Genomic DNA, 23,288 nt, shown 5'->3' on the forward strand with positions numbered 1-23,288 from the left:
AGGTGTCACCATGGATCATCCCTTCCGCAGCGCCATGTTCGGCGGCTTTAACCGCCAGGACGTATTAGAATATCTGGAAAACTCCGCCCAGCAGGCGGCCCGGCAGCAGCAGGAGCTGCAGGCCCAGCTGGACCAGGCCCGGCAGGAGCTGACCGACCGCCAGAATCAGGAGAGCGACGGCCAGGAGCAGTTGGAGAAAGCCCGGCAGGAGGCCGAAGGTCTCCAGAGCCGGCTGGATCAGGCCAACGCCGACCTCACCGTCAGCCGGGAGACCGTCTCCCGCCTGTCCGGGGAGCTGGAGCAGACCCGTCAGGAGCTCCAGTCCTGGAAAGACAGGGCCGCCGCTTTAGAGCCCGATGCCCAGGCCTATGCCGCCCTGAAAGAGCGGGCCGCCGGGCTGGAGCTGGATGCCCACCGCCGGGCCCAGCTGGTCCAGGACCAGGCCCAGGACCAGGTGCGTCAGCTCCATGAGCAGATGGCCCAGTGGTCCAATCAGGTCCGTCTGGAATACGAGGCCCTGCGGGCCGAGGTGGCATCCACCGTGACCCACGCCGCCCGCCAGCTGGAGCAGGCGGGCAAGGCCCTGGACCAGGTGAACGCCCTGATGGAGCGGCAAGAGGCCGTGATGACCACCATCGCCGCCGACAGCCAGAAACAGCCGGAGGAGTAAACCCGCCAGGCGGCGGACAGAGCAATTTCTGTCCGCCGCCTGTTTTTTTGCATATCCCCCCGGTTTTTCGGGTATATTTCCCGGGATGTCTTGCGCTTTTCTTTTCGTGCGCTTATAATAAGACCACAAATGGAACTGAAACTGTCAAAAAAGCCTGTCATTGCGAGAAGGCCCAACGGGCCGACGTGGCAATCCGTAACCCCGTCCAACAGCCTCCCTTGTCAAAGGGAGGTGGCACGGCGAAGCCGTGACGGAAGGATTCCGACCCCCGGAAAGCTATCCTAAAAACGGAATCCCTCAGTCAGCTTCGCTGACAGCCCCCTTTCACAAGGGGGCCAAAGGACGGGGGTTACGGATTCCCACGTCGCTGCGCTCCTCGGATGACAGAAGAGGTTTTATCGACACGCTGAAATGGAACCATATGTCTTTTTATTTTTGCTAAATCTTAATCGAGGTGCCTTGTTATGGATTTGAAGATACAGGACTATATCTGTCCCGGAAAGCGGGCCCATCTGGTGGGCGTGGGCGGGGTGTCCATGTCCCCTCTGGCCCAGGTGCTCCACGGTGCCGGGGTGATCGTCACCGGCTCTGACATGCACGAGAGCGCAGAGGTGGCCCACCTGCGCACCCTGGGCATCCCTGTGACCATCGGCCACCTGCCCCAGAGCGTGGCCGGGGCCGACTGTGTCATCCGCACCGCCGCTGTCCACGATGACAACCCGGAGATTGCCGCCGCCCGGGCCGCCGGTATCCCCGTGTTCGAGCGGGCCCAGGCCTGGGGTGCCCTCATGCGCCACTATGAGAATGCCCTGTGCGTGGCCGGGACCCACGGCAAGACCACCACCACCTCTATGTGCGCCCACATCTTCCTGGCCGCCCAGCGGGACCCCTCCATTATGATCGGCGGGGTGCTGCCCGCCCTGGGGGCCGGCCACCGGGTGGGCCACGGGGACACCATTATTCTGGAGTCCTGTGAATACTGCAACTCCTTCCTGTCCTTCTTCCCCACCGTGGCCGTCATCCTCAACGTGGATGCCGACCACCTGGACTTCTTTAAGGACCTGGACGACGTGAAGCGGTCCTTCCGCCGCTTTGCCGAGCTGGTGCCCGAAACTGGCTTTGTGGTGGCGGATCGGGACGACACCAACACCATGGACGCCCTGGCGGGCCTTGACCGGCCCACTGTCACCTTCGGTCTGGAGGAGGGGGACGTCCACGCCGCCAACCTCACCTGGCACGGGGGTTTTGCCGACTTTGATGCCATCGTCAACGGCCAGCCCTACGCCCATATCAGCCTGTCTGTCCCCGGCGTCCACAACGTGCGCAACGCCCTGGCCGCCTGCGCCGCCGCCCACTGTCTGAACATCCCCGCCGCCGCCGTGGAGGAGGGCCTGCGGGCCTTCCACGGGGCGGGCCGCAGGTTCGAGAAGAAGGGGGAGTTCCACGGGGCCATGGTCTATGACGACTACGCCCACCACCCCCACGAGCTGCAGGCCCTGCTGACCACGGCCAAGGGCCTGGGCTACCGGCGGGTCATCTGCGCCTTCCAGCCCCACACCTACTCCCGCACCCACGAGCTGTTCCACGACTTTGTGGAGGTGCTCAAGGTGCCCGATATCACCCTGCTGGCAGAGATCTACGCCGCCCGGGAGACCAACACCCTGGGCATCTCCTCCAATGACCTGGCCCTGGAGATCCCCGGCTCCATCTACTGCCCCACCCTGGCCGATGTCACCCGGCAGCTCCGCCGCCTGGCCCAGCCCGGCGACCTGATCCTCACCGTAGGAGCCGGAGACATCTACCTGGCCGGGGAGGCGCTGCTGCGGGGTGAGGGATGACACGCTCTGAAAATATTCTGGGCACCATGCCCATGGGACGGCTGATCTTCACCATGTCGGGGCCCATCATGCTCTCCATGCTCATGCAGGCGGTGTATAACCTGGTGGACAGCATCTATGTGGCCCGGCTGGGGGACGATGCCTTTCTGGCCCTGTCCTACGCCTACCCCATCCAGACCCTGCTCATCGCCTTCTGCGTGGGCACGGGGGTGGCCTTCAGCGCTGTCTTGTCCCAGCGGCTGGGGGCCAAACAGATGGACCAGGCCAGCTCCGTCGTCCTCCACGGGGGGGTGCTCTATTTTCTCTGCTGGCTCATCTTCTTTCTGTTCGGTCTGCTGGGGGCGGATGCCTATCTCCGCACCTGCACCGACACTCCCTCCGTCATCGCCCAGGGTACGGCCTATCTGCAGGTGTGCTGCTGCCTGTCCTTCGGCGTATGCACCCAATTTCCCTGTGAACGCATCCTTCAATCCATGGGCCGCCCTGCCGGGTTCATGATCATTCAGGGCTCCGGGGCTCTTCTCAACATCATTCTGGACCCCATCCTCATCTTTGTCTTTGACATGGGCGTGGCAGGGGCCGCCGTGGCCACCGTCATCGGCCAGATCACCGGGGCGGTCATCGGTCTGTTCCTGGTCCACGGACTGCGGGAGCAGTTTCCCATCTCTCTTCGGGGCCAGCATCTCCAGCCCGCCCTGCTGGAGGAGCTGGGCCGCATCGCCGGGCCGGCCATCCTGATGCAGTCGCTGAGCAGCGTGATGTCTTTCGGCCTGAACACCATCCTCCGCCGGGTCTCCGAGACCGCCGTTTGGGTGCTGGGCGTGTATTTCAAGCTGCAATCCTTTGTGTTTATGCCCATCTTCAGTGTAAACAACGGCCTGATCTCCATCATCAGCTTCAACTACGGGGCCCGTGACCGCCGCCGGGTGTCCGGGGCCATCCGCTTCGGTATGCTCCTGGCAGTGGGTACCGGGATCATTGGCTGCGGGCTGCTCATCCTGTGCGCCTCCCCCCTGCTGCGGGTTTGCTTTAACGCCGGGACACAGGCTCTGGCCCTGGGCATCCCCGCCCTGGGGCTGACCGCCCTGTCTTTCCCCGTGGCCGCTGTGAATATCATCCTGTCCTCCGCCTTCCAGTCGCTGGGCCACAGCCGCTACTCCCTGGCCATCTCCCTGCTGCGGTATATCGTGCTGCTGCTGCCCGTGGCCCTTCTGCTGATCTATTTGCGGCCGGCATCCGCCTTTTTGTGTTTCCTGATCACCGAGGTCGGAGCCTGTCTGGCAGCCCTGCCCATGTACCGCCATGTGTATCGAAGCAAGATCGCGGTCCTGTAACGTGAACGGGCCGACACAGAGGTCGGCCCCTACGGCGTGTCATGTGGGCCGTCTGTAGGGGCCGCTGTCCCCAGCGGCCCGCCGTTACCCGGGCAACTGTCGTTTGGGCGGATGAGGACATCCGCCCCTACATCGAAATGCCCAAATACGGGCAGGGACGGACCTCTGTGTCCGTCCGCCGTTGACAGCAAAACCCCCGGATACCTTGGGAACGTACCGTTCCGTGGTATCCGGGGGTTTTATATAAACCTTTCAGTCCTCTGACTCCTCGTCAAAGACGTAATCATTCAGTTCGGGAAAGTCTAAAAATTCTGAGAGGGTCATGTTGAACGCCAGGGCCAGCCGGTGCATGGTCTTTACCCCGGGATTCTTGGTCAGCCCCCGGACGATGTTGTCCAGGGTGGACTGCTTCACCCCGCTCATGGTCGCCAGACCATTGATGGAGAGCCCCCGCTCCCTGCACAGCTGCCGGATGCGCCGAACATAGATGGCGGAATACTCCATCCTATCGCCTCCTTATTTCGCCTTCAGCATCCGTCCTGCATTCAAAATGGCGATGACGGACACGCCTACGTCGGCGAAGACGGCCATCCACATGTTGGCCCGTCCGATGGCGGACAGGAACAGCACCAGGAACTTCACCCCCAGGGCGAACCAGATGTTCTGGTGGACGATGGCCAGGGTCTTTCGGGCGATGCGCACCGCCACGGGCAGCTTGGACAGGTCGTCGTCCATCAGGACCACGTCCGCCGCCTCGATGGCTGCGTCAGAGCCCATGGCCCCCATGGCCACACCGATGTCCGCCCGGGACAGCACAGGGGCGTCGTTGATGCCGTCGCCCACAAAGACCAGCTGCTCGCCGGGGCGCTTCTCCTGCAGCAGGCGCTCCACCCAGTCCACCTTGTCCCCGGGCAGCAGCCCGGCGTGGACCTGGTCCAGCCCCAGCTGCTGACCCACGGCCTGAGCCACGGCGGGGTCATCTCCGGTGAGCATCACCGTCCGGCGCACCCCGGCCTCCTTCAGGGCTTTCAGGGCGGGGGCGGCGCTTTCCTTGATCTGGTCGGCCACCACCAGATAGCCGGCATAGGCCCCGTCCACCGCCACATGGACCACGGTGCCCGCGGGCTTCTCCCCCTGGGCAGCCCGGATGTGGTTGACCTCCATCCACTTCTCGTTGCCCGCCAGCACGGTGCGGCCATCCACCACGGCCTTCACCCCGTGGCCGGCGATCTCAGCGCCATCCGTCACCCGGCTTTGATCGGGGGCGGGCCGGCAGGCGGCCCGGATGGACAGGGAGATGGGGTGGCTGCTGAACTGCTCGGCCAGCGCAGCCCACTCCAGCAGCTCCTGCTCTGAACAGTTCACGGGCCTGATCCGGGTGACGGCGAAGGAGCCCTTTGTCAGGGTGCCCGTCTTGTCCATCACCACCACGCCCGTCTTAGCCAGGGCCTCCAGATAGTTGCCCCCTTTCACCAGCACACCCACCCGGGATGCGCCGCCGATGCCGCCGAAGAAGCTGAGGGGCACGGAGATGACCAGAGCGCAGGGGCAGGACACCACCAGGAAGATCAGCGCCCGCTGCACCCACATGGAGAAGGGGCCAAAGCCCAGCACCGGGGGCAGGATGGCCAGAGCCAGGGCGGCAAAGACCACCGCCGGGGTGTAGTACCGGGCGAAGCGGGTGATAAAGTTCTCCGCCTTGGCCTTTTTGGCGGCGGAGTTCTCCACCAGGTCCAGAATTTTCGCCACAGTGGACTCCCCATAGGGCTTGCTGACCTTCACCCGCAGCACGCCGGTCTGGTTGATGCAGCCGCTGATGACCTCCTGCCCGGGGGAGACCCGGCGGGGCAGGGACTCGCCGGTGAGGGCCGCTGTGTCCAGGGCGGAGGTACCCTCCGCCACAACGCCGTCCAGAGGCACCCGCTCGCCGGGCTTGATGACGATGGTGTCGCCCACGGCCACCTCCTCCGGGTCCACCTGGACCAGCGCCCCCTCCCGCTCCACGTTGGCATAGTCGGGACGGATGTCCATCAGGTCGGAAATGGATTTTCGGCTGCGGGAGACGGCCACGCTCTGGAACAGCTCCCCCACCTGGTAAAACAGCATGACGGCCACGGCCTCGGAATACTCCCCGCAGCCGAAGGCCCCCACCGTGGCCACCGCCATAAGAAAGTTCTCGTCAAACACCTGTCCGTTGCGGATGTTTCGCACGGCCCGCCACAGCACATCCCAGCCGATGACGGCATAGGGGATGAGAAACAGCGCCAGACCCAGCCACCCCCGGTCCTTCGCCCCGATGATGAGCAGCAGCACATAGAGCGCTGCACTGAGGATGATACGGCGCAGGCTTTTTTTCTGTTTTCTTGTCATTGCTCTTTGCCCCCTCCTCCGCCGGTTCGGAGGTCACTTTACCACGACCTCGCAGTCGGGTTCCACCTTTTTGCACGCCTTCACGGCCTGCTTGACCACGTCGTCAAACTTGTCGTCCTCGGCTTCGATGGTCAGCTTCTGGGTCATAAAGCTGACGGCGGCGTTTTTTACGCCGGGCAGCTTTTTGATGGCATCCTCCATCTTGGCGGCGCAGTTGGCACAGTCCAGGTCGATCATCTGAAACGTCTTCTTCATGGAAAAGCACTCCTTTTTGTCATCTCGTTTATTTGTTTTGATTGATTCGATTCTGCCATCCGGCAGGGACTCACTCCATAATGTGCTCCATGCCCTGAGACAGGATGCGGATCACATGCTCGTCCGCCAGGGAATAGAACACGGCCTTGCCCTCCTTGCGGAACTTCACCAGCTTGCTGGTCTTCAGCACCCGCAGCTGATGGGACACGGCGCTCTGGCTCACCTCCAGCAGCTTGGCGATGTCGCACACGCACAGCTCCGCCTCCAGCAGGGCGTATAGAATTTTCACTCGGGTGCTGTCCCCGAATATCTTGAATAGCTCCGCCAGGTCATACAGCACCTCGTCCTCCGGCAGCAGGCGCTTCACCTGCGTCAGCGTGTCGGCGTGGATGATGTTCTCCTCGCAGCATGGGGTATCCCGCTTCTCCATCGTCTCACCTCGCTTTTTATATGTGAACATGTATTCATATGTTGTCTGTAATATACTCCTTAACAGAATCTTTGTCAAGAGGGTCTTCACAAACTATAGCTTTTTTCTCCGACCCCTGCTATAATAGGGCGCGAACGTTGACACAATACCCCAAAATAGATCCATCTGAACGGGAGATGACTGTGATGGAACACAACAAGGAATTTTTAAATCTGCTGCTGGACCGGCGCAGCTGCCGGGCTTTTCAGCCTGACCCGGTGGACCGCCCCACGCTGGCCGCCATTGTGGAGGCGGGCCGCTATGCCCCCAGCGCCATGAACATCCAAAAGAATCACTTCTACATCATCACCGACCCGGCGCTGCTGACCCAGCTCACCGAGACGGTGAGCCGCAAGCTGGAGAACTTTGCCGGGCGGGACTTCCGCTATGGCGCTCCCGCCCTGGTGCTGGTGACCAACCGAAAGCGAAATACCATGGCCCTGCAGGATGCCTCCTGCGCTATGGAAAACATGATGCTGGCCGCCTATTCCATGGGCGTGGGCTCCTGTTGGATCAATCAGCCCTTCCACCTGCAGGACGACCCCGATCTGCGCGCCCTCCTGGCCCCCCTGGGCGTAACGGAGAAGGACCTGCTGTGCTGCGCCCTGGCCCTGGGACTGCCCCAGGGGGAGCTGCCCCGCTCCCGCCCGGAGCGCACAGGCAACCTGGTCACCTGGGTGGACGGCGTGTAAAAAGTTTTTTCTGATTTTGGGAACCTTTTTCTCCGGGTTTCGTCCAACCATAGCGTAACACCAAAACGCTGAATTTCAGCCCGAACAAAAGGAGAACCTAAGTTATGAAACGACGCACCCTCTCTCTGGTCCTGGCCTGCGCCCTGTCTGTGGCTCTGCTGTCCGCCTGCGGCGGCAAGGGGTCTGACGGCTCCGTCTCCGGCTCTTCCAGCGGAAGTCTGCTGCCCGACGGCTCCGTCTCCTCCTCTGCGTCAGAGGGACCCGCTCAGCCCGACACCTCCGCCCCCGACCAGTCCCAGCCTGACACCTCCTCTCCCGACGGCTCCCAGTCCGATGCCGTTCAGGAGCCCAGCGCCGTCGCCTCCCTGTCTCTGAACAAGAACAGCTTCACCCTGTCCAAGGCGGGGGCGACCTATCGCCTGAAATATACCCTCTCCCCCGAGGGCGGCAAGGTGACCTTCTCCTCCAGCGACGAGAAGGTGGCCACGGTCAACGACAAGGGCACTGTCACCGCCGTGGCCCCCGGCTCCGCCGTGATCACCGTGACCAGCGGCAAGCTGACCGCCCAGTGCACCGTCAAGTGCAGCTGGAAGGCGGCCGAAAAGCCCGCCGAGAGCGCCAAGCCCTCCGCCCCCAGCCAGAGCGCCCAGGACAAGCTGCCCTCCCAGGAGGAGAAGGCGGTGGATCTGGCCGCCTTCTTCACCAAGATCGAAAAGGACTATGACATGTCCTCCATGGAGGCCGCCGACAGCGAGCTCATCGAAAACTGCTACCCCGGCCTGTCCGCCATCCAGACCCAGCAGCTGGCCGTTTATATGTGCATGATGAACCCCTCTCCCAACGGAGACGTGGTGCTGGTCCAGGTGAAGGACAGCAAGGACGTGGACGCAGTGAAGGCCATTCTTCAGGCCCGCATCCAGTACATGGTGGGCGACGGCAACGGCCCCGGCGGCGCCTGGTATCCCGAGCCCACCGAGATGTGGGAGAACAACTCCCGCATCGTCACCCACGGCAACTATGTCATGATGGTGGCCGACTTCGAGTGCGAGAACATCGTGAACGCATTCAACGCCCTGTTTTGAGCCGGACCCAAATTTAACAAATAGACAGAACGGCGGACGAAGAGACCCTCGTCCGCCGTTCTCGTGAGGAGCGCTTATGGTTTTTTCAACGCCCATCTTCCTGTTTTATTTTCTCACCCTGACCCTGCTGGTCTACTATCTGGTGCCCCGGCGGCTGCGCAATCCGGTGCTGCTGTGCGCCTCCCTGCTGTTCTATTTCTGGGGGGAGCGGGTCTACACCGTCATTATGCTGCTGTCCACCGCCATCGACTATACCCACGGGATGCTGGTGGAGCGGTGCAAGGCCCGGGGGAATGACCGGGGGGCCCGGATGGCGGTGGCCTCGTCCATGGTGTTCAATCTGGGGCTGCTGTTCTTCTTCAAGTACTGGGACTTTCTGGCCGGGTCTCTCCAGGCCGTGGGTCTGGGCTTTATGCCCGTGCTGAACATCCACCTGCCCATCGGCATCTCCTTCTATACCTTCCAGACCATGAGCTATACCATCGACGTATACCGTGGGGATGCCCGGGCCCAGCGCTCCATCGTCAACTTCGGCACCTTCGTCACCCTGTTCCCCCAGCTTATCGCCGGTCCCATTCTGAAGTACAAGGACCTGGGCGACCAGATCGACCAACGGGACTGCACGGCGGAGAAGTTCGCCTCCGGTGTGCAGATCTTCATGGTGGGCATGGGCAAAAAAGTCCTGCTGGCCAACAACGTGGGCCTGCTGTGGGAGCGGTATAAGGCCCTCCCCCCGGACCAGCTGACCGTGGCCGGGGCCTGGCTGGGCGTCATCGCCTTCACGTTCCAGATCTACTTCGACTTCTCCGGCTATTCCGACATGGCCACCGGCCTGGGCCGGATGCTGGGCTTTGAGTTTGCCCCCAACTTCCGCTATCCCTATATCTCCCGCAGCATCACCGAGTTCTGGCGGCGGTGGCACATCTCCCTGTCCTCCTGGTTCCGGGAGTATCTCTATATCCCCCTGGGGGGCAACCGGTGCAGCAAGCCCCGGTGGATGCTGAACCTGTTCCTGGTCTGGGCGGCCACCGGCATCTGGCACGGGGCCAGCTGGAACTATCTGCTGTGGGGCCTCTATTTCTTCGCCCTGCTCATGCTGGAAAAGCTGTTCCTGCTGTCCCGGCTTGAAAAGGCCCCCCGTGTTCTTCAGCATCTCTACACCATGTTTCTGGTGGTGGTCAGCTGGGCCATCTTCGCCATTGAGGACTTTTCCCAGCTGCGGGCCTATCTGGCGGTGATGTTCGGCCTTGGGGGCGCGCCCCTGGCCGACGGGGCCTTTGGCTATTACCTGCGCAGCTATCTCCCCGTGCTGTGCGCCGCCGCTCTGGCCTCCACCCCCCTGGGCGTGTCCCTGTTTCAAAAGCTGGGGAGCCGGACCCGTCAAATCCTGTGTACCCTGCTGGTGCTGGCCGGTCTGATCCTATGCACCGCCTATCTGGTGGACGGGACCTATAACCCCTTCCTCTACTTCCGCTTTTAAAGGAGGCCGCCATGAACAAAAAATTTGCTGTCTTTCTCTCCGCCCTGTTTTGCTGCTTCATCGGCGGAATGGCTCTGGTCAGCCTGCTCCTGCCGAAAAAGACCTTCTCCCCCATGGAGAACCGCTATCTGCAAAAAACACCCCAGTTCTCTCTGGAGCGGGTGACCAGCGGCGCATTTATGTCCGATGCAGAGAGCTATGTCTCCGATCACATCGCCGCCCGTGACCTGTGGGTGGCCATGAAGGCCTGGAGCGAGCGTCTGTCCGGCAAGCAGGAGAACAACGGGGTCTATTTCGGCAAGAACGACACCCTCATCAATCGGGTGGATCAGCCGGACATGGACCAGCTGGAGCAGAATCTGTCCTATGTGGATGCGCTCACCGCCGATCTGTCCGTCCCGGTGTACTTCGGCCTGATCCCCTCCTCCGCCGCCATCTGGGCCGACCGCCTGCCCCACGGGGCCCCCACCGCCGACGAGAAGGGCATCATCCACCAGCTGTCCTATGAGACGGGGGCCCAGTCCATCGACCTGTACGCCGCCCTGGACGCCCACAAGAGCGAGGACATCTACTACCGCACCGACCACCACTGGACCAGCCTGGGGGCCTATTACGGGGCCAACGCCCTGCTGGAGGAGATGGGTCTGCCCGCATTGAAGCTGGAGGACTACGCCAGGACCACGGTGAGCGACAGCTTCTACGGCACCACCTTCTCCACCTCCGGCGTGCGGTGGGTGCGCCCGGACCGGATCGACACCTATGTGCCGGAAGACGGCCTCACCGTCACCGGCTACCCCAACGGCACCGCCCAGCCCGGCTCCCTGTATGTGCCGGAGAAGCTGGACGAAAAGGACAAATACTCCTTCTTCCTGGGGGGCAACCAGCCCCTGTGCGTCATCCAGACCCAGCAGAAGGACGCCCCCAAGGTGCTCATCGTCCGGGACTCCTATTCCGACAGTCTGGCCCCCTTCCTCACGCAGCGCTTTTCTGAACTCCACCTGTTCGATCTGCGCTATAACCTGACCAGCGTCAAATCCTATGTGGCAGAGCACGACATCGATGCGGTGGTGGTGCTCTACTCCTTCTCCAACTTCGTCACGGGAACGAACCTGTTCGTGCTGGGACGATAAGCAAGAAAACGGCAGCTTTGCAGACCGAAAGAAAAAGGTCGCAAATGCGGCGGTGACTTAGGAAAACATTGAAGCAAGGAACGGTATAGCTTAACGGCTATGCCGCTCTTTGCTCTTTTTTCCTTGTGTTGCGGGCATTTTCGATTGCCCGTGTGAAGTCAAATGCACCGATGAAGTTATAAACGATTGCAATCTCCCGCGTTCTGGATTTCTTATCAACATGGGAAATTTCGATCCTGTCAATGAAAGCACGGAGAACAGCCGCGACGGAGGGTATGCGCTTTTTTGACCGTAAAGTATTAGGCGGATTGTTGAGAGCAAAAATAGACACGGCAAATTAGCCTCCCATCGGCCACCGTGTCCCCCCAAGTCGTCATTGGTTTGTGTAAACGCAAAGAAGCGGCGGCTCTGAAAATCAAAGCCGCCGCTTCATAGGCGCGTGGAAATGTGTCTGCTGTACGACGGCTTTTTTCTTTTGCCGTCGTCCGGCAGTTACCTTTTCATATCTCAATTTAAATCAAGTCTATTCATACTTTTTTCCAACAACATATATTGGAAGAAATACGCTGCATAACATGATTGCCAAGAAAACATACTTCCCGATATTTTCCCATACGGCTACCGCCATACTGCTTATCAGAAGATTGAGAATTGGAAGCAGGATCATATTCAGGCACAAGGACAACCGAAGCGCCTGCACAATATGCGGCCAGTTGCGGTTATTGAAGTTTACCCCCGGAACATTCATACGAAATGGGCCATCATAGAAAATATTCACATTATTTTCGTCATAAAGCCTTGAAAGTTTTGTCCGCACAAAGCAGCAAAAATACGCACCGAATACTGCACACATGAGTACAAATGTTACCAAGGCGTCCATACAGGGTTTTGCCGTTGTATAGTTCAGAAATGTGCTGATGCCGCATATCAGAAGTGAGATTCCATAAATGACGATCCACTTACTTTTAACATGATATGCTCTTTCAGGCGCTTCGTCCGCATAAGTGATTGCCGTCTTAACAATATCCTCAACTTTATCAGGTTTTAGTGCATCATTGCTCGGCAATCTCTCACACACTAAAAGTTCCGTAACGGAAACATCCAACAGATTTGCCAGCGGGATCAATAGAACGGTATCAGGCAAGCTAACTCCCGTTTCCCATTTGCTTACAGCCTTATCAGATATACAGAGTTGTTCTGACAACTCTTTTTGAGTGATCCCTTTTTCTTTGCGAAGTGCGGCGACAAATGCGCCAAATTTCTTCTTATCAATATTGAACATTGATTTTGACCTCCTGTGATTGCTAAGATCATTATCGCTCTAACGCTGCCATTTCGCAACCGAACGGCAAGCGAGTTTCTATTTTGAGGTCGAATGTAGATAGAGTTCCCGCAATTACGCCAATTCTGTTTGAAAAACACTTTATTAAACCATCCAGAATGTGTTGTTAAAAACATCTGGGTACTTCTGTGGTTCAATCAGCATTGAGGTTATTATCGTAGTTCCTCTCCATAACCACAATAAATATCTCTGTCGATCAAATCCTTTACGGCAACGAAGCAGCAGATATCCGGCTTTTTCAAGCTCCCATACGGCGGTGCGGATTGCGTCAATACTCTCACGGTTGATATAAGACAGCCCTGCAAAAGTATAGTCCCAATCCTCCGGCAGGGACAGCATTTGCGACAACAGCCCCTTGGCTTTCAAAGTTAGCTCTTTGTTTCGCAGATGATGGTTTGACATGACGGTGTACCCGCTGTTGCGCTCCACCCGAAATACTGCCATAGGTTATCAGCTCCTTTCGCTCACTTCACCGTGCCGCGCCGGAGGGCGGTCAGCTTTCCCGGCTCATACGGACACTCCGCATACACGCAGAATTGATACTTCCAGTGCGGGCGGTAAAAGTGACAGGTATTGCAATCCTCACAGTCGGCACAGCCGCCGTTTTCGTATCGGTCAAAGCTGGGCTTCCCCCGCATGAGCATTTCAAACGCACGGCTGCTGCCGTCCATAAAGTACATTGTGGCTGCGCCTCCTTTCAGATTTGGGCAGAAAAAACGCCGTAGACTTTTCTCAAAATCTACGGCGTGGGCGTATGCGAAAAGGGATGCTGCCTTGCGGTAACATCCCTTTTGTCGCTTGGTTATTCAATTTTTGAGCTAACCTGTTTGCCCTCTGTCCTTAAAAGCGTTGATTTTACTGGGTTTCTGCTTATTTTCCTATGTCAACGCTCTTAAGCTGCCGCTTTTTGTTTCTGGGGCGGTTAGACATCTTTAAATGCCCGGCTCAGTCTCCAGATGATGACCAGATCGGTGACGCCGTCAAAGACAAGGGACAGGCCCACCAGGGTCATCAGGGCGGCGAAGGTGCCGAAGGGGTTTACCACCACCAGCACGCCCAGGGCCAGGGTGAGGACGGCCAGGAGCAGGTCCACCCACCAGCGGCTGTAGCCCTGTCCCATCAGGGCCAGCGCCCCCTGCAGGTCCACGATGCCGTGGAAAATGAGCACCGCACCGAAGATATACTGCACCAGCTGCACCACCGAGGCGGGGCTGGTCATCAGCCAGGCCCCCAGGGCGAACAGGACCACCCCGGGCAGCACGAACAGGGCGGGCACCCCCGCTTTTCTCCGGGCCAGCCAGCCCACAAAATAGATGACCCCGGTAAGTGCGATGGCCGCCCCCAGCAGCATACACAAAAAGGACACCGACTGCCCCGGCCAAAAGGCCAGAAACAGCCCCAGGAGGATGGTCACCACGGCGGCGGCGATGCTGCTGCGCCGCTGCTGACGAAGGATGGAATTCATATTTGCCACCTGCTTTCTTGTTGTGTGCCCCTCACAGGGGCTTGACTTCGATCTGGTCCAGGATCTGCCCAATGGGCCCGTGGAGCACCAGGTCGGCCTGACCGTCCCGGGGCGTTTCGCTCTTGTTGATGAGCACCAGGCGGCTGCCCCGGTAGTAGTTGATGAGTCCCGCCGCCGGATACACCGCCAGGGAGGTCCCGCCCACGATAAGCAGGTCCGCCTTTTGGATGTCGTTCACCGCCCCCTGGATCACGTCGCTGTCCAGCTGCTCCTCATACAGCACCACGTCCGGCTTGACGATGCCGCCGCAATCGCACTTTGGAACCCCGGTGCTGTCCAGCACCCACTGGGCAGAGTAGCTCTTGCCGCAGCGCATACAGTGGTTCCGATGGACGCTGCCGTGGAGCTCCCACACCCGCTTGGACCCGGCCAGCTGGTGCAGCCCGTCGATATTCTGGGTCACGATGCTGCGCAGCCGCCCCGCCGCCTCCAGCTGGGCCAGCTTCCGGTGGGCCGGGTTGGGCCGGGCGGTGAGGCAGAGCATCTTGTCCCGGTAAAAGCGGTAAAACTCCTCCGGCCTCCGGTCAAAAAAGGTCCGGCTCAGAATTTCCTCCGGCGGATAGGCATACTTCTGGTTGTAAAGCCCGTCCACGCTGCGGAAATCCGGGATACCGGACTCCGTACTCACGCCTGCGCCGCCGAAAAACACGATGGAGCGGCTCTCGTCGATCCATCGCTGCAAGGTCTGTACATCTGTTTCCATAAAACGCCCTCCCTTTCGCTTCTTTGCCCGTATTATATCACGATATCTGGCTGGAATCCAGCCGCATTACTGCAGCAGCCATGTGGCCGGGATGGACAGCAGGGGGATGGTCACGGCGGACAGGGCGGTGGTCACCACGAACAGCTCGGTGGCGTAGCGGGCATCCCCGTCATACCGCTGGGCAAACAGAATGGTGGCCGCAGCCATGGGGCAGGCGGTGCCCACAAAGACGGTAAAGGCCATGGTGAATTCCAGGTGCATGGGCCACAGGATCAGCAGGATCACCATCATCTCGCAGATGCGCTCGGCCACAATTTCAAACATTCGCTCCGTCCCTTTCTATGCTCTGAAATCCGTTTCAGTATAACCCCAAGCACCCCCGGTCCGTCAAGGGGGAGGATCCTCTTTCAGCGCAGCATCCACCGGGCCAGGCGTTCTTTTCCCCCGGTGTACGGCAGATCCCGCACGGGGATATGGGGCCGGCTGCCCCGGCGGACAATGGCCTGGGGGTGGCTGAAGGCATCAAAGCTGTATTTCCCGTGATACTGCCCCATGCCGGAGGGGCCCACGCCGCCGAAGGGCAGCCCGGGGGAGGCCAGGTGGATGACGGTGTCGTTGACGCAGCCGCCGCCAAAGTCGCACTCCCCCAGCACACGGCGCTCCACCCCTTTGTCCCGGGTGAACAGATACAGGGCCAGGGGCCGGGGGCGGTCCCGCACAAAGGCGATGGCCTCGTCCAGGGTCCGCCAGGGGATCACCGGCAGGATGGGGGCGAAGATCTCCTCCTGCATCACCGGAGAACTGGGGTCCACATCCACCAGCACCGCGGGGGATATCTTCCCCGCCCCGTCGTCCCATCCCCCGCCGATGGCCGCATTTTGTCCGGCCAGCAGCTTCTTTTTCTCCTCAAAGTGCCGCCGGGAGACCATGCGGGCCATCTGATCCAGATTTCCGCCGGGGAAGAAGTCGTCCAGGGCCGCCCGATAGTGGATCAGGAATTGTTCCTGCAGCCCCTGCTCCAGCAGCAGATAGTCCGGGGCCACGCAGGTCTGCCCGGCATTCAAGACCTTGCCGAAGGCGATGCGCCGGGCCGCCGTTTTCAGGTCGGCGGTGCGGTCCAGGATCACCGGGCTCTTGCCCCCCAGTTCCAAGGTGACGGGGGTCAGATTTTTTGCCGCCGCCCCCATCACCACCCGGCCCACCGCCTGAGAGCCGGTGAAGAAGATGTGGTCAAAGGGCTGCTCCAGCAGCTTCTCTGTCTCCTCCCGGCCCCCCTGGACCACCGCCGCCTGTTCCCGGGGCAGGGCCCGCTTCAGCACCCGCTCCACCACCTGCGCCGTGGCCGGGGCGTATTCCGACGGCTTGACCACGGCGCAGCACCCCGCCGACAGGGCCCCGATGAGAGGCATAAGGCACAGGTGGAAGGGATAGTTCCACGGACTGATAATGAGGGTCACTCCAAGGGGCCGGGGCCGGATCTCGCTGCGGGCGGGAAAGTGGAGCCAGGGCACCGGGCCGGGACCGGCGCTCATCCATCGCTTCACATGGGCCAGGTGATATCGGATCTCATGGAGGACCAGCCCCGTCTCGCACAGATAGCTCTCGCAGGGGGCCTTGCCCAGGTCCCGCTCCAGGGCCAGGGCGATATCCCCCTCCATATTCTTTACTGCCTGATACAGGGCCTCCAGCGCTTTTTTCCGGGCCGTTGATCCCAGGGTGGCCCCCGTTCGGAACCAGGCCCGCTGCTGCGTCAGCAGTTTTTCCATTTCCATCGTCCCCTCTCCTCTCTTACGGCTATTTTATCCTCTTTCGCCGGGGAGTACAATGAGAAATCCCCCGGATTGACTTTTTCCCGCTGCGCTACTATACTGAGTTCGACCCAAAAAAGACCGCATCCAAAAGCAAGGGAGCAGATGCCATGACATTACGAGAATTGGGCGTTGGAAAAAGCGCCGTGATCCGGCAGGTGGGGGGCGACGGTGCCCTGCGCCAGCATTTTTTGGATATGGGAATGGTGCCCGGGGCGGAGGTGACGGTGGTCAAGCTGGCCCCCATGGGCGACCCCATGGAGCTGCAGATCCACGGCTATGAGCTGACTCTTCGCCTGTCCGAGGCGGAGCAGATCGCCGTGGAGCCCATCCAGCACCGCACCCGCAGCCACCAGGGGACGGACCGGGCTTCGGACCGGACCCACCCCGGTCTGGGCGAGAACGGCTGGTCCCATGACAAGGCGGAGGAGCACCCCCTGCCCGACGACGTGCCCCTCACCTATGCCCTGGTGGGCAACCAGAACTGCGGCAAGACCACCCTATTTAACCAGCTCACCGGCTCCCGCCAGCACGTGGGCAACTTTCCCGGCGTAACGGTGGACCGAAAGGACGGGGCCATTCTTGGCTATCCCAACACCCTGGTCACCGACCTGCCGGGTATCTACTCCATGTCCCCCTACAGCAGCGAGGAGATCGTCTCCCGGAACTTTGTGCTGGAGGAGAAGCCCCGGGCCATCATCAACATTGTGGATGCCACCAACATCCAGCGCAACCTGTATCTCACCATGCAGCTGCTGGAGATGGACGTGCCCATGGTGCTGGCCCTGAACATGATGGACGAGGTGATCGGGAACCAGGGCTTTATCGACGTAAACGCCATGGAGGAGATGCTGGGCATCCCCGTCATCCCCATCTCGGCGGCCAAGAACCAGGGCGTGGACGAGCTGGTGCAGCACGCCATCCATGTGGCCAAATATCAGGAACAGCCCTTACAGCAGGACTTCTGCGGCAAGGAGGACCACGGAGGAGCCGTCCACCGGTGCATCCACGCCGTTATCCATCTCATCGAGGACCACGCCCAGGCGGCGGGGCTGCCCGGGCGCTTTGCCGCCACCAAGGCCATCGAGGGTGACCCGCTGATTTTAGAGCAGCTGCATCTGGATCAAAATGAGCTGGATCTGCTGGAGCACATCGTCCAGCAGATGGAGACCGAGCGGGGTCTGGACCGCAGCGCCGCCATCGCCGACATGCGCTTTGCGTTCATCGAGCGCCTGTGCGAGCAGACGGTGGTCAAGCCCAAGGAGAGCCGGGAGCGGCTGCGCAGCGAGCGCATCGACCGGGTGCTCACCGGAAAATACACCGCCATCCCCTGCTTTCTGGGGATCATGGTTTTGGTATTCTATCTCACCTTCAATGTGGTGGGGGCCTGGCTTCAGGATCTGCTGGCAGCGGGCATCGACTATCTGTCCGCAGCGGCGGACAGCTGGCTGACCGCCGTGCATGTAAACCCCGCCATCCACAGTCTGGTCATCGACGGCATCTTCACCGGCGTGGGCAGCGTGCTCAGCTTTCTGCCCATCATCGTCACCCTGTTCTTCTTCCTGTCCATGATGGAGGACAGCGGCTATATCGCCCGGGTGGCCTTTGTCATGGACAAGCTGCTGCGGAAGATCGGCCTGTCCGGCAAGAGCATCGTGCCCATGCTCATCGGCTTTGGCTGCACCGTTCCGGCGGTGATGTCCACCCGCACCCTCACCAGCGAGCGGGACCGGAAGATGACCATCCTCCTCACCCCCTTTATGAGCTGCACCGCCAAGCTGCCCATCTATGCCTTCTTCGTCAGCGCCTTCTTCCCCGGCCGGGGCTGGCTCATCATGGCGGGGCTGTACATTCTGGGCATTCTCATGGGCATTCTGGCCGCCCTGCTCTACAAAGAGACCCTGTTCCGGGGCGAGCCCATCCCCTTTGTCATGGAGCTGCCCAACTATCGCCTGCCCGGGCTGAAAAATGTGACCCAGCTGCTGTGGGAAAAGGCCAAGGACTTTTTGCAGCGGGCCTTCTCCATCATCCTCATCGCCACGGTGGCAGTGTGGTTCCTGCAGAGCTTTGACCTGCACCTGAACATGGTCTCCGACTCCGCCCATAGCATCCTGGCCGTGGTCTCCGGGGCCATCGCCCCCCTGTTCGCCCCCCTGGGGCTGGGGGACTGGCGCATCTGCACCGCCCTCATCTGCGGCGTGATGGCCAAGGAGAGCGTGGTCTCCACCCTGGAGGTGCTCTTCGGCGGCAGCATCACCGCCGCCCTCAGTCCCCTGGCCGCCGCCTGCCTGCTGGTGTTCAGTCTGCTGTACACCCCCTGCGTGGCCGCCATCGCCTCCATCAAGCGGGAATTGGGGACCCGTTGGGCCGTGGCCGTGGTGGTGTGGCAGTGCGCCCTGGCCTGGGCCGCCGCCTCCATCGTCCACCTGATCGGCCTGCTGCTGGGGGTGGGGCTATGAACGGCTGGGACATTTTGATCGGCGGAGCGATTGCCCTGCTGCTGGTCCTCGCCTTCCGCACGGCCACCTCCAAAAAGGGCCGCTGCTGCGGCGACTGCTGCCATTGCGGCGGCAAAAAGAAAAAAGACGGCTCCTGCCGCTGAACATAACGAACGGTGCGGCCCCACTCCCGTTGGGGCCGCACCGCTTGTAATTCCCGTCCCTTTTTGATAGAATACAGTTGATTTTGCAGTGACTTTGAACAGGAGGTGGCCCTATGGCCGTTGATATGACTGCTCCGGCGGGGCGGAGGATCTTATTCACCGCCTCCACCTGGTCCCATCTGGCCAACTTTCACCGGCCCTATCTCCGGGCCCTGGCAGACCGGGGTTATCTGGTGGACGGGGCCTGCGGCGGGGCCCCGGCAGAGCTTTCGGAGCTTGCCCGGGCCATCCCGCTCCCCCTGGAAAAAAAGATGACCTCCCCAAAAAATCTGGCGGCGGCAGCCCAGCTGCGGCGGCTGCTGGCCTCCGGGGAGTACGACCTGGTCAGCTGCCACACCGCTCTGGCCGCCTTCTTCACCCGCCTGGCGGTGGAGGGCCTGCCCAAGTCCAGGCGGCCCCGGGTGGTCTGCATCGCCCACGGGTACTTATTTGACCGGAACACCTCCGCCGCCAAAACCGCCCTTCTGGCCGGGGCGGAGAAGTTCACTGCCCCCGTCACCGATTTAGTTCTCACCATGAACCGGTGGGACTTTGCCTACGCCAGCACCCACCGCCTGGGCCGCCGGGTGGCCAACATTCCGGGGATGGGGGTGGACTTCTCCTCCCTGGACCGGGCCGACCCCAGAGCGGGACTGGCCCTGCGGGAGGAGCTGGGCTTTGGCCCGGAGCGCTTTCTGCTGGTCTATGGGGCGGAGTTCTCCCGGCGAAAGAGCCAGGAGGTGCTGCTGCGTGCCCTGGCCCTGCTGCCGCAGCGGGCGGTCCTGCTGCTCCCCGGTCAAGGGGAGCTGCTGCCCCGCTGTCAGGCCCTGGCCCGTGAACTGGGGGTGGCGGACCGGGTGGTCTTCCCCGGCCATGTGAATATGGCCCCCTGGTACGCCGCAGCCAACGCCGTGGTCCCCTCCAGCCGCAGCGAGGGGCTGCCCTTCAATTTGATGGAGGCCATGCACTGCGGCCTGCCCGCCGTGGCCTCCGACGTGAAGGGGCATCAAGACCTGATCTGCCACGGGAAGAGCGGCCTGCTCTATCCCTATGGAGATGCCGCCGCCTGCGCCCGGCAGATTCAAACCCTGATGGACGACCCCCGGCTGGCCCAGGACTTAGGCCGGGCCGGGCGGCAGGCCATAGAGCCCTTCCGCCTGGACACCGTTCTCCCCCAGGTCATGGAGGAATATGACCGGCTTTTGGCTGCTGCGGCGGTTGCTGTGTAACTCCATACATGTCAATTTGAGCCAACAAAAAGGGTTTTCCGTCTGCACATCCGGGATGTCTGGTTTATCGTTAAGGAGGCAGCATCATGTCCATCCATCAAGACGCACAGACCATCATCCGGCAGGCGCTGAAGGCCTGCCTGCCCGACCAGGCCGTCCGCCGGGCCCTGGAGGAGAAGGACTTTGGCCCCGGAAAGCTCTATCTGGTGGCGGCAGGCAAGGCGGCCTGGCAGATGGCTCGCTGCGCCGCCGATCTGCTGGGAGAGCGGCTCCAGGCCGGGGTGGTGGTGACCAAGCACGGCCACAGCATGGGGGATATCCCCCGCTGCGCCATCTGGGAGGGTGGCCACCCCGTCCCGGACGAGGGGTCCTTCCGGGGGACCCAGGCGGCCATCGACCTGGTGTCCGGCCTGAGCGCAGAGGATACGGTGATCTTTCTGGTGTCCGGCGGCGGCTCGGCTCTGTTCGAGCGGCCCCTGGTCCCGGCGGAGGACCTGGCCCGGCTGACCCAGGAGCTGCTGTCCTGCGGGGCGGATATCGTGGAGATGAACACCATCCGCAAGCGGCTGTCCGCCGTGAAGGGCGGGCGCTTTGCCCAGCTGTGCGCCCCAGCCCGGGTGTATTCCATCGTCCTGTCTGACATCCTGGGGGACCCACTGGACATGATCGCCTCCGGCCCCGCCTACCCGGACAGCTCCACCTGCGGCCAGGCCCTGGCCGTGGCGGAGAAATATGGCCTGCACCTGACGGACCGGATGCGCCGGCTGCTGCACGAGGAAACTCCCAAGACGCTGGACAACGTGGAGACCGTGATCACCGGCAGCGTGCGCATCCTGTGCGCCGCCGCCGCCGAGGGCTGCGAAACGCTGGGCTATCAGGCCACAGTGCTCACCGACCGGCTGTGCTGCCAGGCCCGGGAGGCGGGGTCCTTCCTGGCCTCCATCGCCCTGACCCACAAAGACACGGACAGGCCCCTGGCCTTCATCGCCGGGGGAGAGACGGTGGTCCGTCTCACCGGAAAGGGCAAGGGCGGGCGGAATCAGGAGCTGGCCCTGGCCGCCGCCCCGGGCATTGCGGGGCTTGACAACGCCCTCATCTTCTCCCTGGGCTCCGACGGAACCGACGGCCCCACTGATGCCGCCGGCGGGCTGGTGGACGGCTCCACCCAGGCCAGGCTGGCCCGGCAGGGGGTGGACATCCACGCCATACTCCAGAATAACGATGCCTACCACGCCCTGGAGCGGGTGGGCAGCCTCATCCACACCGGCCCCACCGGCACCAACGTCAACGACGTGGCCGTGGTTCTGCTGGGGGTTAAAAAATAACTCCCAATTCCCCTTTGTGTTCCTAAAGTATAGGTTAAGATTGGCTGATGTAGATTTATTCATTAGTAGACATAAAAAGAGGCTCCCACCGGGATGGATGGGAGCCTCTAATTTAGGCTGCGTTATTCTGCAATTGCTAAATCTTTCGTGATTGCACCCGTCGAGCGTTCAATCACAATAGCACCGCCGATGGTGTCAAGAGCGAGTACCTTTGCCAAGTCAGCTTCATTGTCAGTTGTTACTCTGACCTTAATTCTGTTAATAGTTTCATATACACCAGAAGAGGTTACAAAAGGAAGTTCCTTGTTTGTCATTGCAGAACTAATTTTACTTTGCAATTCAGTAAGGTATTCAAGAGTATATGTGCCAACTTCAAAAACCGTAGTGCTTTCACTTACACCAAGTTCTTTGCAGATAGCTGTGCGGTTTTCTGCCGTATCAACAGTCAGCACCACAACAAATTTTCCGATGGTGTCTGTATAAGAGCCACCGAAGAATGCTTTGGTTCCTTCTGCCAAATCGTTGCTATTAACGCTCTCGCTATAACTTCCGCTTTCATCGGCAGGAATATCCTCAACAGTCTGAGTATTGTTGTTAACCTGCTCGTTACCCACTTTTTCCTTGCCTGCTTCCAATTTGTTTTCATTGTAATCTTCAATTCCGATATTAGGAGTGTCATTGGTAATAATCTGATTACCGCTAAATACTCCCGCTACCAACAATGCTACCAGACAGCAGCATACTGCACCAGTCATGCCCTTCTTGAACTTATTCATTGCCATTCTCCTTTCGGCGTTGTACTTATCTCTGCGCTCAAATACGCTTTCAGCCATTTCGTTATAGTCCTTCATATTGAAAGCCCTCCTTGTCAAGTTCTGATTTCAACGATTGCTTTGCTTGATATATGAGATTTTCAATTTGGCGCTTGGTCTTTTTCATTACCACTGCAATTTGTTCATTGGTCAAATCCTCAAAGAATTTCAGATATAGGACTTGGCTGTAATCATACTTGATTTTTGAAAGCACCTTATGCAGCATAATTTTCTGCTCTTCCCTAATGTAGGACTGCTCCAAAGCATCTTCATCACTTCGTATGCTTTCCAGATCCTCAAAGGGAATACTTGCAACTTTTCCAAAATGCTTTACATGATTGATGGCGATATTTCTTCCAATGGTATATAGCCATGTTTTGAAAGAGTACTTTTCTATAAACCGAGGCTTTCTGGTAACAATTCTAAAAAATGTATCCTCTGCTAATTCTTCAGCCGTGTGTATGTTGTTCACATATCGGTTCAGAAAAAGGATGAGTCCATCCTTATAATCTCTGATTATCTCAACAATTCCGCTGTCATCACCTTCAAGGAAACGGCGGTAGCTACTTACACCGTTATCCAT

24 protein-coding genes and 1 pseudogene are annotated in these 23,288 nt (G+C 60.3%); 11 read left to right on the forward strand and 14 right to left on the reverse strand.

The features are described 5' to 3' along the window. Positions 1–10: 10 nt before the first annotated feature. From H8S55_RS02945 to H8S55_RS02955, 3 genes are all read left to right on the forward strand, one after another. Positions 11–670 (forward strand): coiled-coil domain-containing protein, encoded by a 660-nt coding sequence (locus tag H8S55_RS02945; protein WP_207721715.1) that lies wholly within the window; start codon positions 11–13, stop codon positions 668–670. Between the two features lie 464 nt (positions 671–1,134). Further along, a complete protein-coding gene (gene murC, locus H8S55_RS02950; protein WP_186877771.1) occupies positions 1,135–2,508 on the forward strand; it encodes a UDP-N-acetylmuramate--L-alanine ligase in 1,374 nt (457 codons plus the stop codon). Continuing rightward, a complete protein-coding gene (locus tag H8S55_RS02955) occupies positions 2,505–3,842 on the forward strand; it encodes an MATE family efflux transporter (protein ID WP_186877772.1) in 1,338 nt (445 codons plus the stop codon). Before murC ends, H8S55_RS02955 begins: the two co-directional genes overlap by 4 nt. Before the next feature lie 252 nt (positions 3,843–4,094). On the opposite strand, the gene H8S55_RS02960 is transcribed toward H8S55_RS02955, so the two are convergent. The 4 genes from H8S55_RS02960 to H8S55_RS02975 all read right to left on the reverse strand — a co-directional run bounded on the left by H8S55_RS02960 (position 4,095) and on the right by H8S55_RS02975 (position 6,897). After that, positions 4,095–4,346, reverse strand: a complete 252-nt coding sequence (locus H8S55_RS02960) for a helix-turn-helix domain-containing protein (protein WP_186877773.1) — start codon at positions 4,344–4,346, stop codon at positions 4,095–4,097. Between the two features lie 12 nt (positions 4,347–4,358). Then, the gene (locus H8S55_RS02965) at positions 4,359–6,212 is read right to left on the reverse strand and encodes a heavy metal translocating P-type ATPase (RefSeq protein ID WP_186877774.1); all 1,854 of its coding nucleotides are present in this window, start codon (positions 6,210–6,212) and stop codon (positions 4,359–4,361) included. 33 nt (positions 6,213–6,245) lie between these two features. After that, on the reverse strand, positions 6,246–6,467 hold the full coding sequence (locus tag H8S55_RS02970) for a cation transporter (protein ID WP_186877775.1): 222 nt from the start codon (positions 6,465–6,467) through the stop codon (positions 6,246–6,248). Positions 6,468–6,537: 70 nt separating this feature from the next. Continuing rightward, entirely contained in the window at positions 6,538–6,897 is a 360-nt protein-coding gene (locus tag H8S55_RS02975) for an ArsR/SmtB family transcription factor (protein WP_147562651.1), read from the reverse strand. Between the two features lie 185 nt (positions 6,898–7,082). Between H8S55_RS02975 and H8S55_RS02980 the strand changes: the two genes are divergently transcribed. The 4 genes from H8S55_RS02980 (at position 7,083) to H8S55_RS02995 (ending at position 11,320) form a co-directional block, all read left to right on the forward strand. Continuing rightward, positions 7,083–7,628 (forward strand): nitroreductase family protein, encoded by a 546-nt coding sequence (locus tag H8S55_RS02980; protein ID WP_186877776.1) that lies wholly within the window; start codon positions 7,083–7,085, stop codon positions 7,626–7,628. A 104-nt stretch (positions 7,629–7,732) separates the two neighbouring features. After that, entirely contained in the window at positions 7,733–8,710 is a 978-nt protein-coding gene (locus tag H8S55_RS02985; RefSeq protein ID WP_186877777.1) for an Ig-like domain-containing protein, read from the forward strand. Positions 8,711–8,786: 76 nt separating this feature from the next. Next, positions 8,787–10,190, forward strand: coding sequence for an MBOAT family O-acyltransferase (locus tag H8S55_RS02990; protein WP_186877778.1), 1,404 nt, complete (start codon positions 8,787–8,789; stop codon positions 10,188–10,190). 11 nt (positions 10,191–10,201) lie between these two features. After that, on the forward strand, positions 10,202–11,320 hold the full coding sequence (locus H8S55_RS02995; RefSeq protein ID WP_186877779.1) for a DHHW family protein: 1,119 nt from the start codon (positions 10,202–10,204) through the stop codon (positions 11,318–11,320). Between the two features lie 97 nt (positions 11,321–11,417). Here the strand turns inward: H8S55_RS02995 and H8S55_RS14025 are convergent, their stop codons facing one another. From H8S55_RS14025 to H8S55_RS03035, 8 genes and pseudogenes are all read right to left on the reverse strand, one after another. Continuing rightward, complete coding sequence (locus H8S55_RS14025; protein ID WP_186877780.1) at positions 11,418–11,651, reverse strand: DUF4368 domain-containing protein; 234 nt, start codon at positions 11,649–11,651, stop codon at positions 11,418–11,420. A 192-nt stretch (positions 11,652–11,843) separates the two neighbouring features. After that, positions 11,844–12,602 (reverse strand): helix-turn-helix domain-containing protein, encoded by a 759-nt coding sequence (locus tag H8S55_RS03005; protein WP_186877781.1) that lies wholly within the window; start codon positions 12,600–12,602, stop codon positions 11,844–11,846. Positions 12,603–12,884: 282 nt separating this feature from the next. Then, positions 12,885–13,106, reverse strand: a pseudogene (locus tag H8S55_RS14445) (helix-turn-helix domain-containing protein); the annotation flags it as partial. A gap of 20 nt (positions 13,107–13,126) precedes the next feature. After that, positions 13,127–13,342, reverse strand: coding sequence for a hypothetical protein (locus H8S55_RS14450; protein WP_186877782.1), 216 nt, complete (start codon positions 13,340–13,342; stop codon positions 13,127–13,129). A gap of 242 nt (positions 13,343–13,584) precedes the next feature. Beyond that, on the reverse strand, positions 13,585–14,127 hold the full coding sequence (locus H8S55_RS03020; RefSeq protein WP_186877783.1) for an HdeD family acid-resistance protein: 543 nt from the start codon (positions 14,125–14,127) through the stop codon (positions 13,585–13,587). Between the two features lie 31 nt (positions 14,128–14,158). Next, the gene (locus tag H8S55_RS03025) at positions 14,159–14,890 is read right to left on the reverse strand and encodes an NAD-dependent protein deacylase (RefSeq protein WP_186877784.1); all 732 of its coding nucleotides are present in this window, start codon (positions 14,888–14,890) and stop codon (positions 14,159–14,161) included. Between the two features lie 66 nt (positions 14,891–14,956). Continuing rightward, entirely contained in the window at positions 14,957–15,214 is a 258-nt protein-coding gene (locus H8S55_RS03030) for an AEC family transporter (RefSeq protein WP_186877785.1), read from the reverse strand. Between the two features lie 83 nt (positions 15,215–15,297). Further along, complete coding sequence (locus tag H8S55_RS03035; RefSeq protein ID WP_186877786.1) at positions 15,298–16,662, reverse strand: aldehyde dehydrogenase family protein; 1,365 nt, start codon at positions 16,660–16,662, stop codon at positions 15,298–15,300. A 146-nt stretch (positions 16,663–16,808) separates the two neighbouring features. Here H8S55_RS03035 and feoB point away from each other — a divergent pair, with 146 nt between their 5' ends. The 4 genes from feoB (at position 16,809) to H8S55_RS03055 (ending at position 21,893) form a co-directional block, all read left to right on the forward strand. Further along, positions 16,809–19,157 carry a ferrous iron transport protein B gene (gene feoB / locus H8S55_RS03040; protein ID WP_186877787.1) on the forward strand — a complete coding sequence of 783 codons (2,349 nt, stop codon included), beginning with the start codon at positions 16,809–16,811 and terminating at the stop codon, positions 19,155–19,157. Beyond that, positions 19,154–19,300 carry a hypothetical protein gene (locus tag H8S55_RS03045; RefSeq protein WP_186877788.1) on the forward strand — a complete coding sequence of 49 codons (147 nt, stop codon included), beginning with the start codon at positions 19,154–19,156 and terminating at the stop codon, positions 19,298–19,300. Before feoB ends, H8S55_RS03045 begins: the two co-directional genes overlap by 4 nt. A 113-nt stretch (positions 19,301–19,413) precedes the next feature. Further along, positions 19,414–20,568, forward strand: a complete 1,155-nt coding sequence (locus H8S55_RS03050; protein ID WP_186877789.1) for a glycosyltransferase — start codon at positions 19,414–19,416, stop codon at positions 20,566–20,568. An 86-nt stretch (positions 20,569–20,654) separates the two neighbouring features. Continuing rightward, positions 20,655–21,893 carry a glycerate kinase type-2 family protein gene (locus tag H8S55_RS03055; RefSeq protein WP_186877790.1) on the forward strand — a complete coding sequence of 413 codons (1,239 nt, stop codon included), beginning with the start codon at positions 20,655–20,657 and terminating at the stop codon, positions 21,891–21,893. A gap of 122 nt (positions 21,894–22,015) precedes the next feature. Here the strand turns inward: H8S55_RS03055 and H8S55_RS03060 are convergent, their stop codons facing one another. Both H8S55_RS03060 and H8S55_RS03065 read right to left on the reverse strand, forming a co-directional pair. Then, positions 22,016–22,744, reverse strand: coding sequence for a hypothetical protein (locus H8S55_RS03060; protein ID WP_186877791.1), 729 nt, complete (start codon positions 22,742–22,744; stop codon positions 22,016–22,018). After that, positions 22,731–23,288 (reverse strand): RNA polymerase sigma factor, encoded by a 558-nt coding sequence (locus H8S55_RS03065; protein ID WP_186877792.1) that lies wholly within the window; start codon positions 23,286–23,288, stop codon positions 22,731–22,733. The genes H8S55_RS03060 and H8S55_RS03065 overlap by 14 nt, the downstream gene beginning before the upstream one ends.

Source organism: Flintibacter faecis, from assembly GCF_014287875.1.
GTDB lineage: Bacteria > Bacillota > Clostridia > Oscillospirales > Oscillospiraceae > Lawsonibacter > Lawsonibacter faecis_A.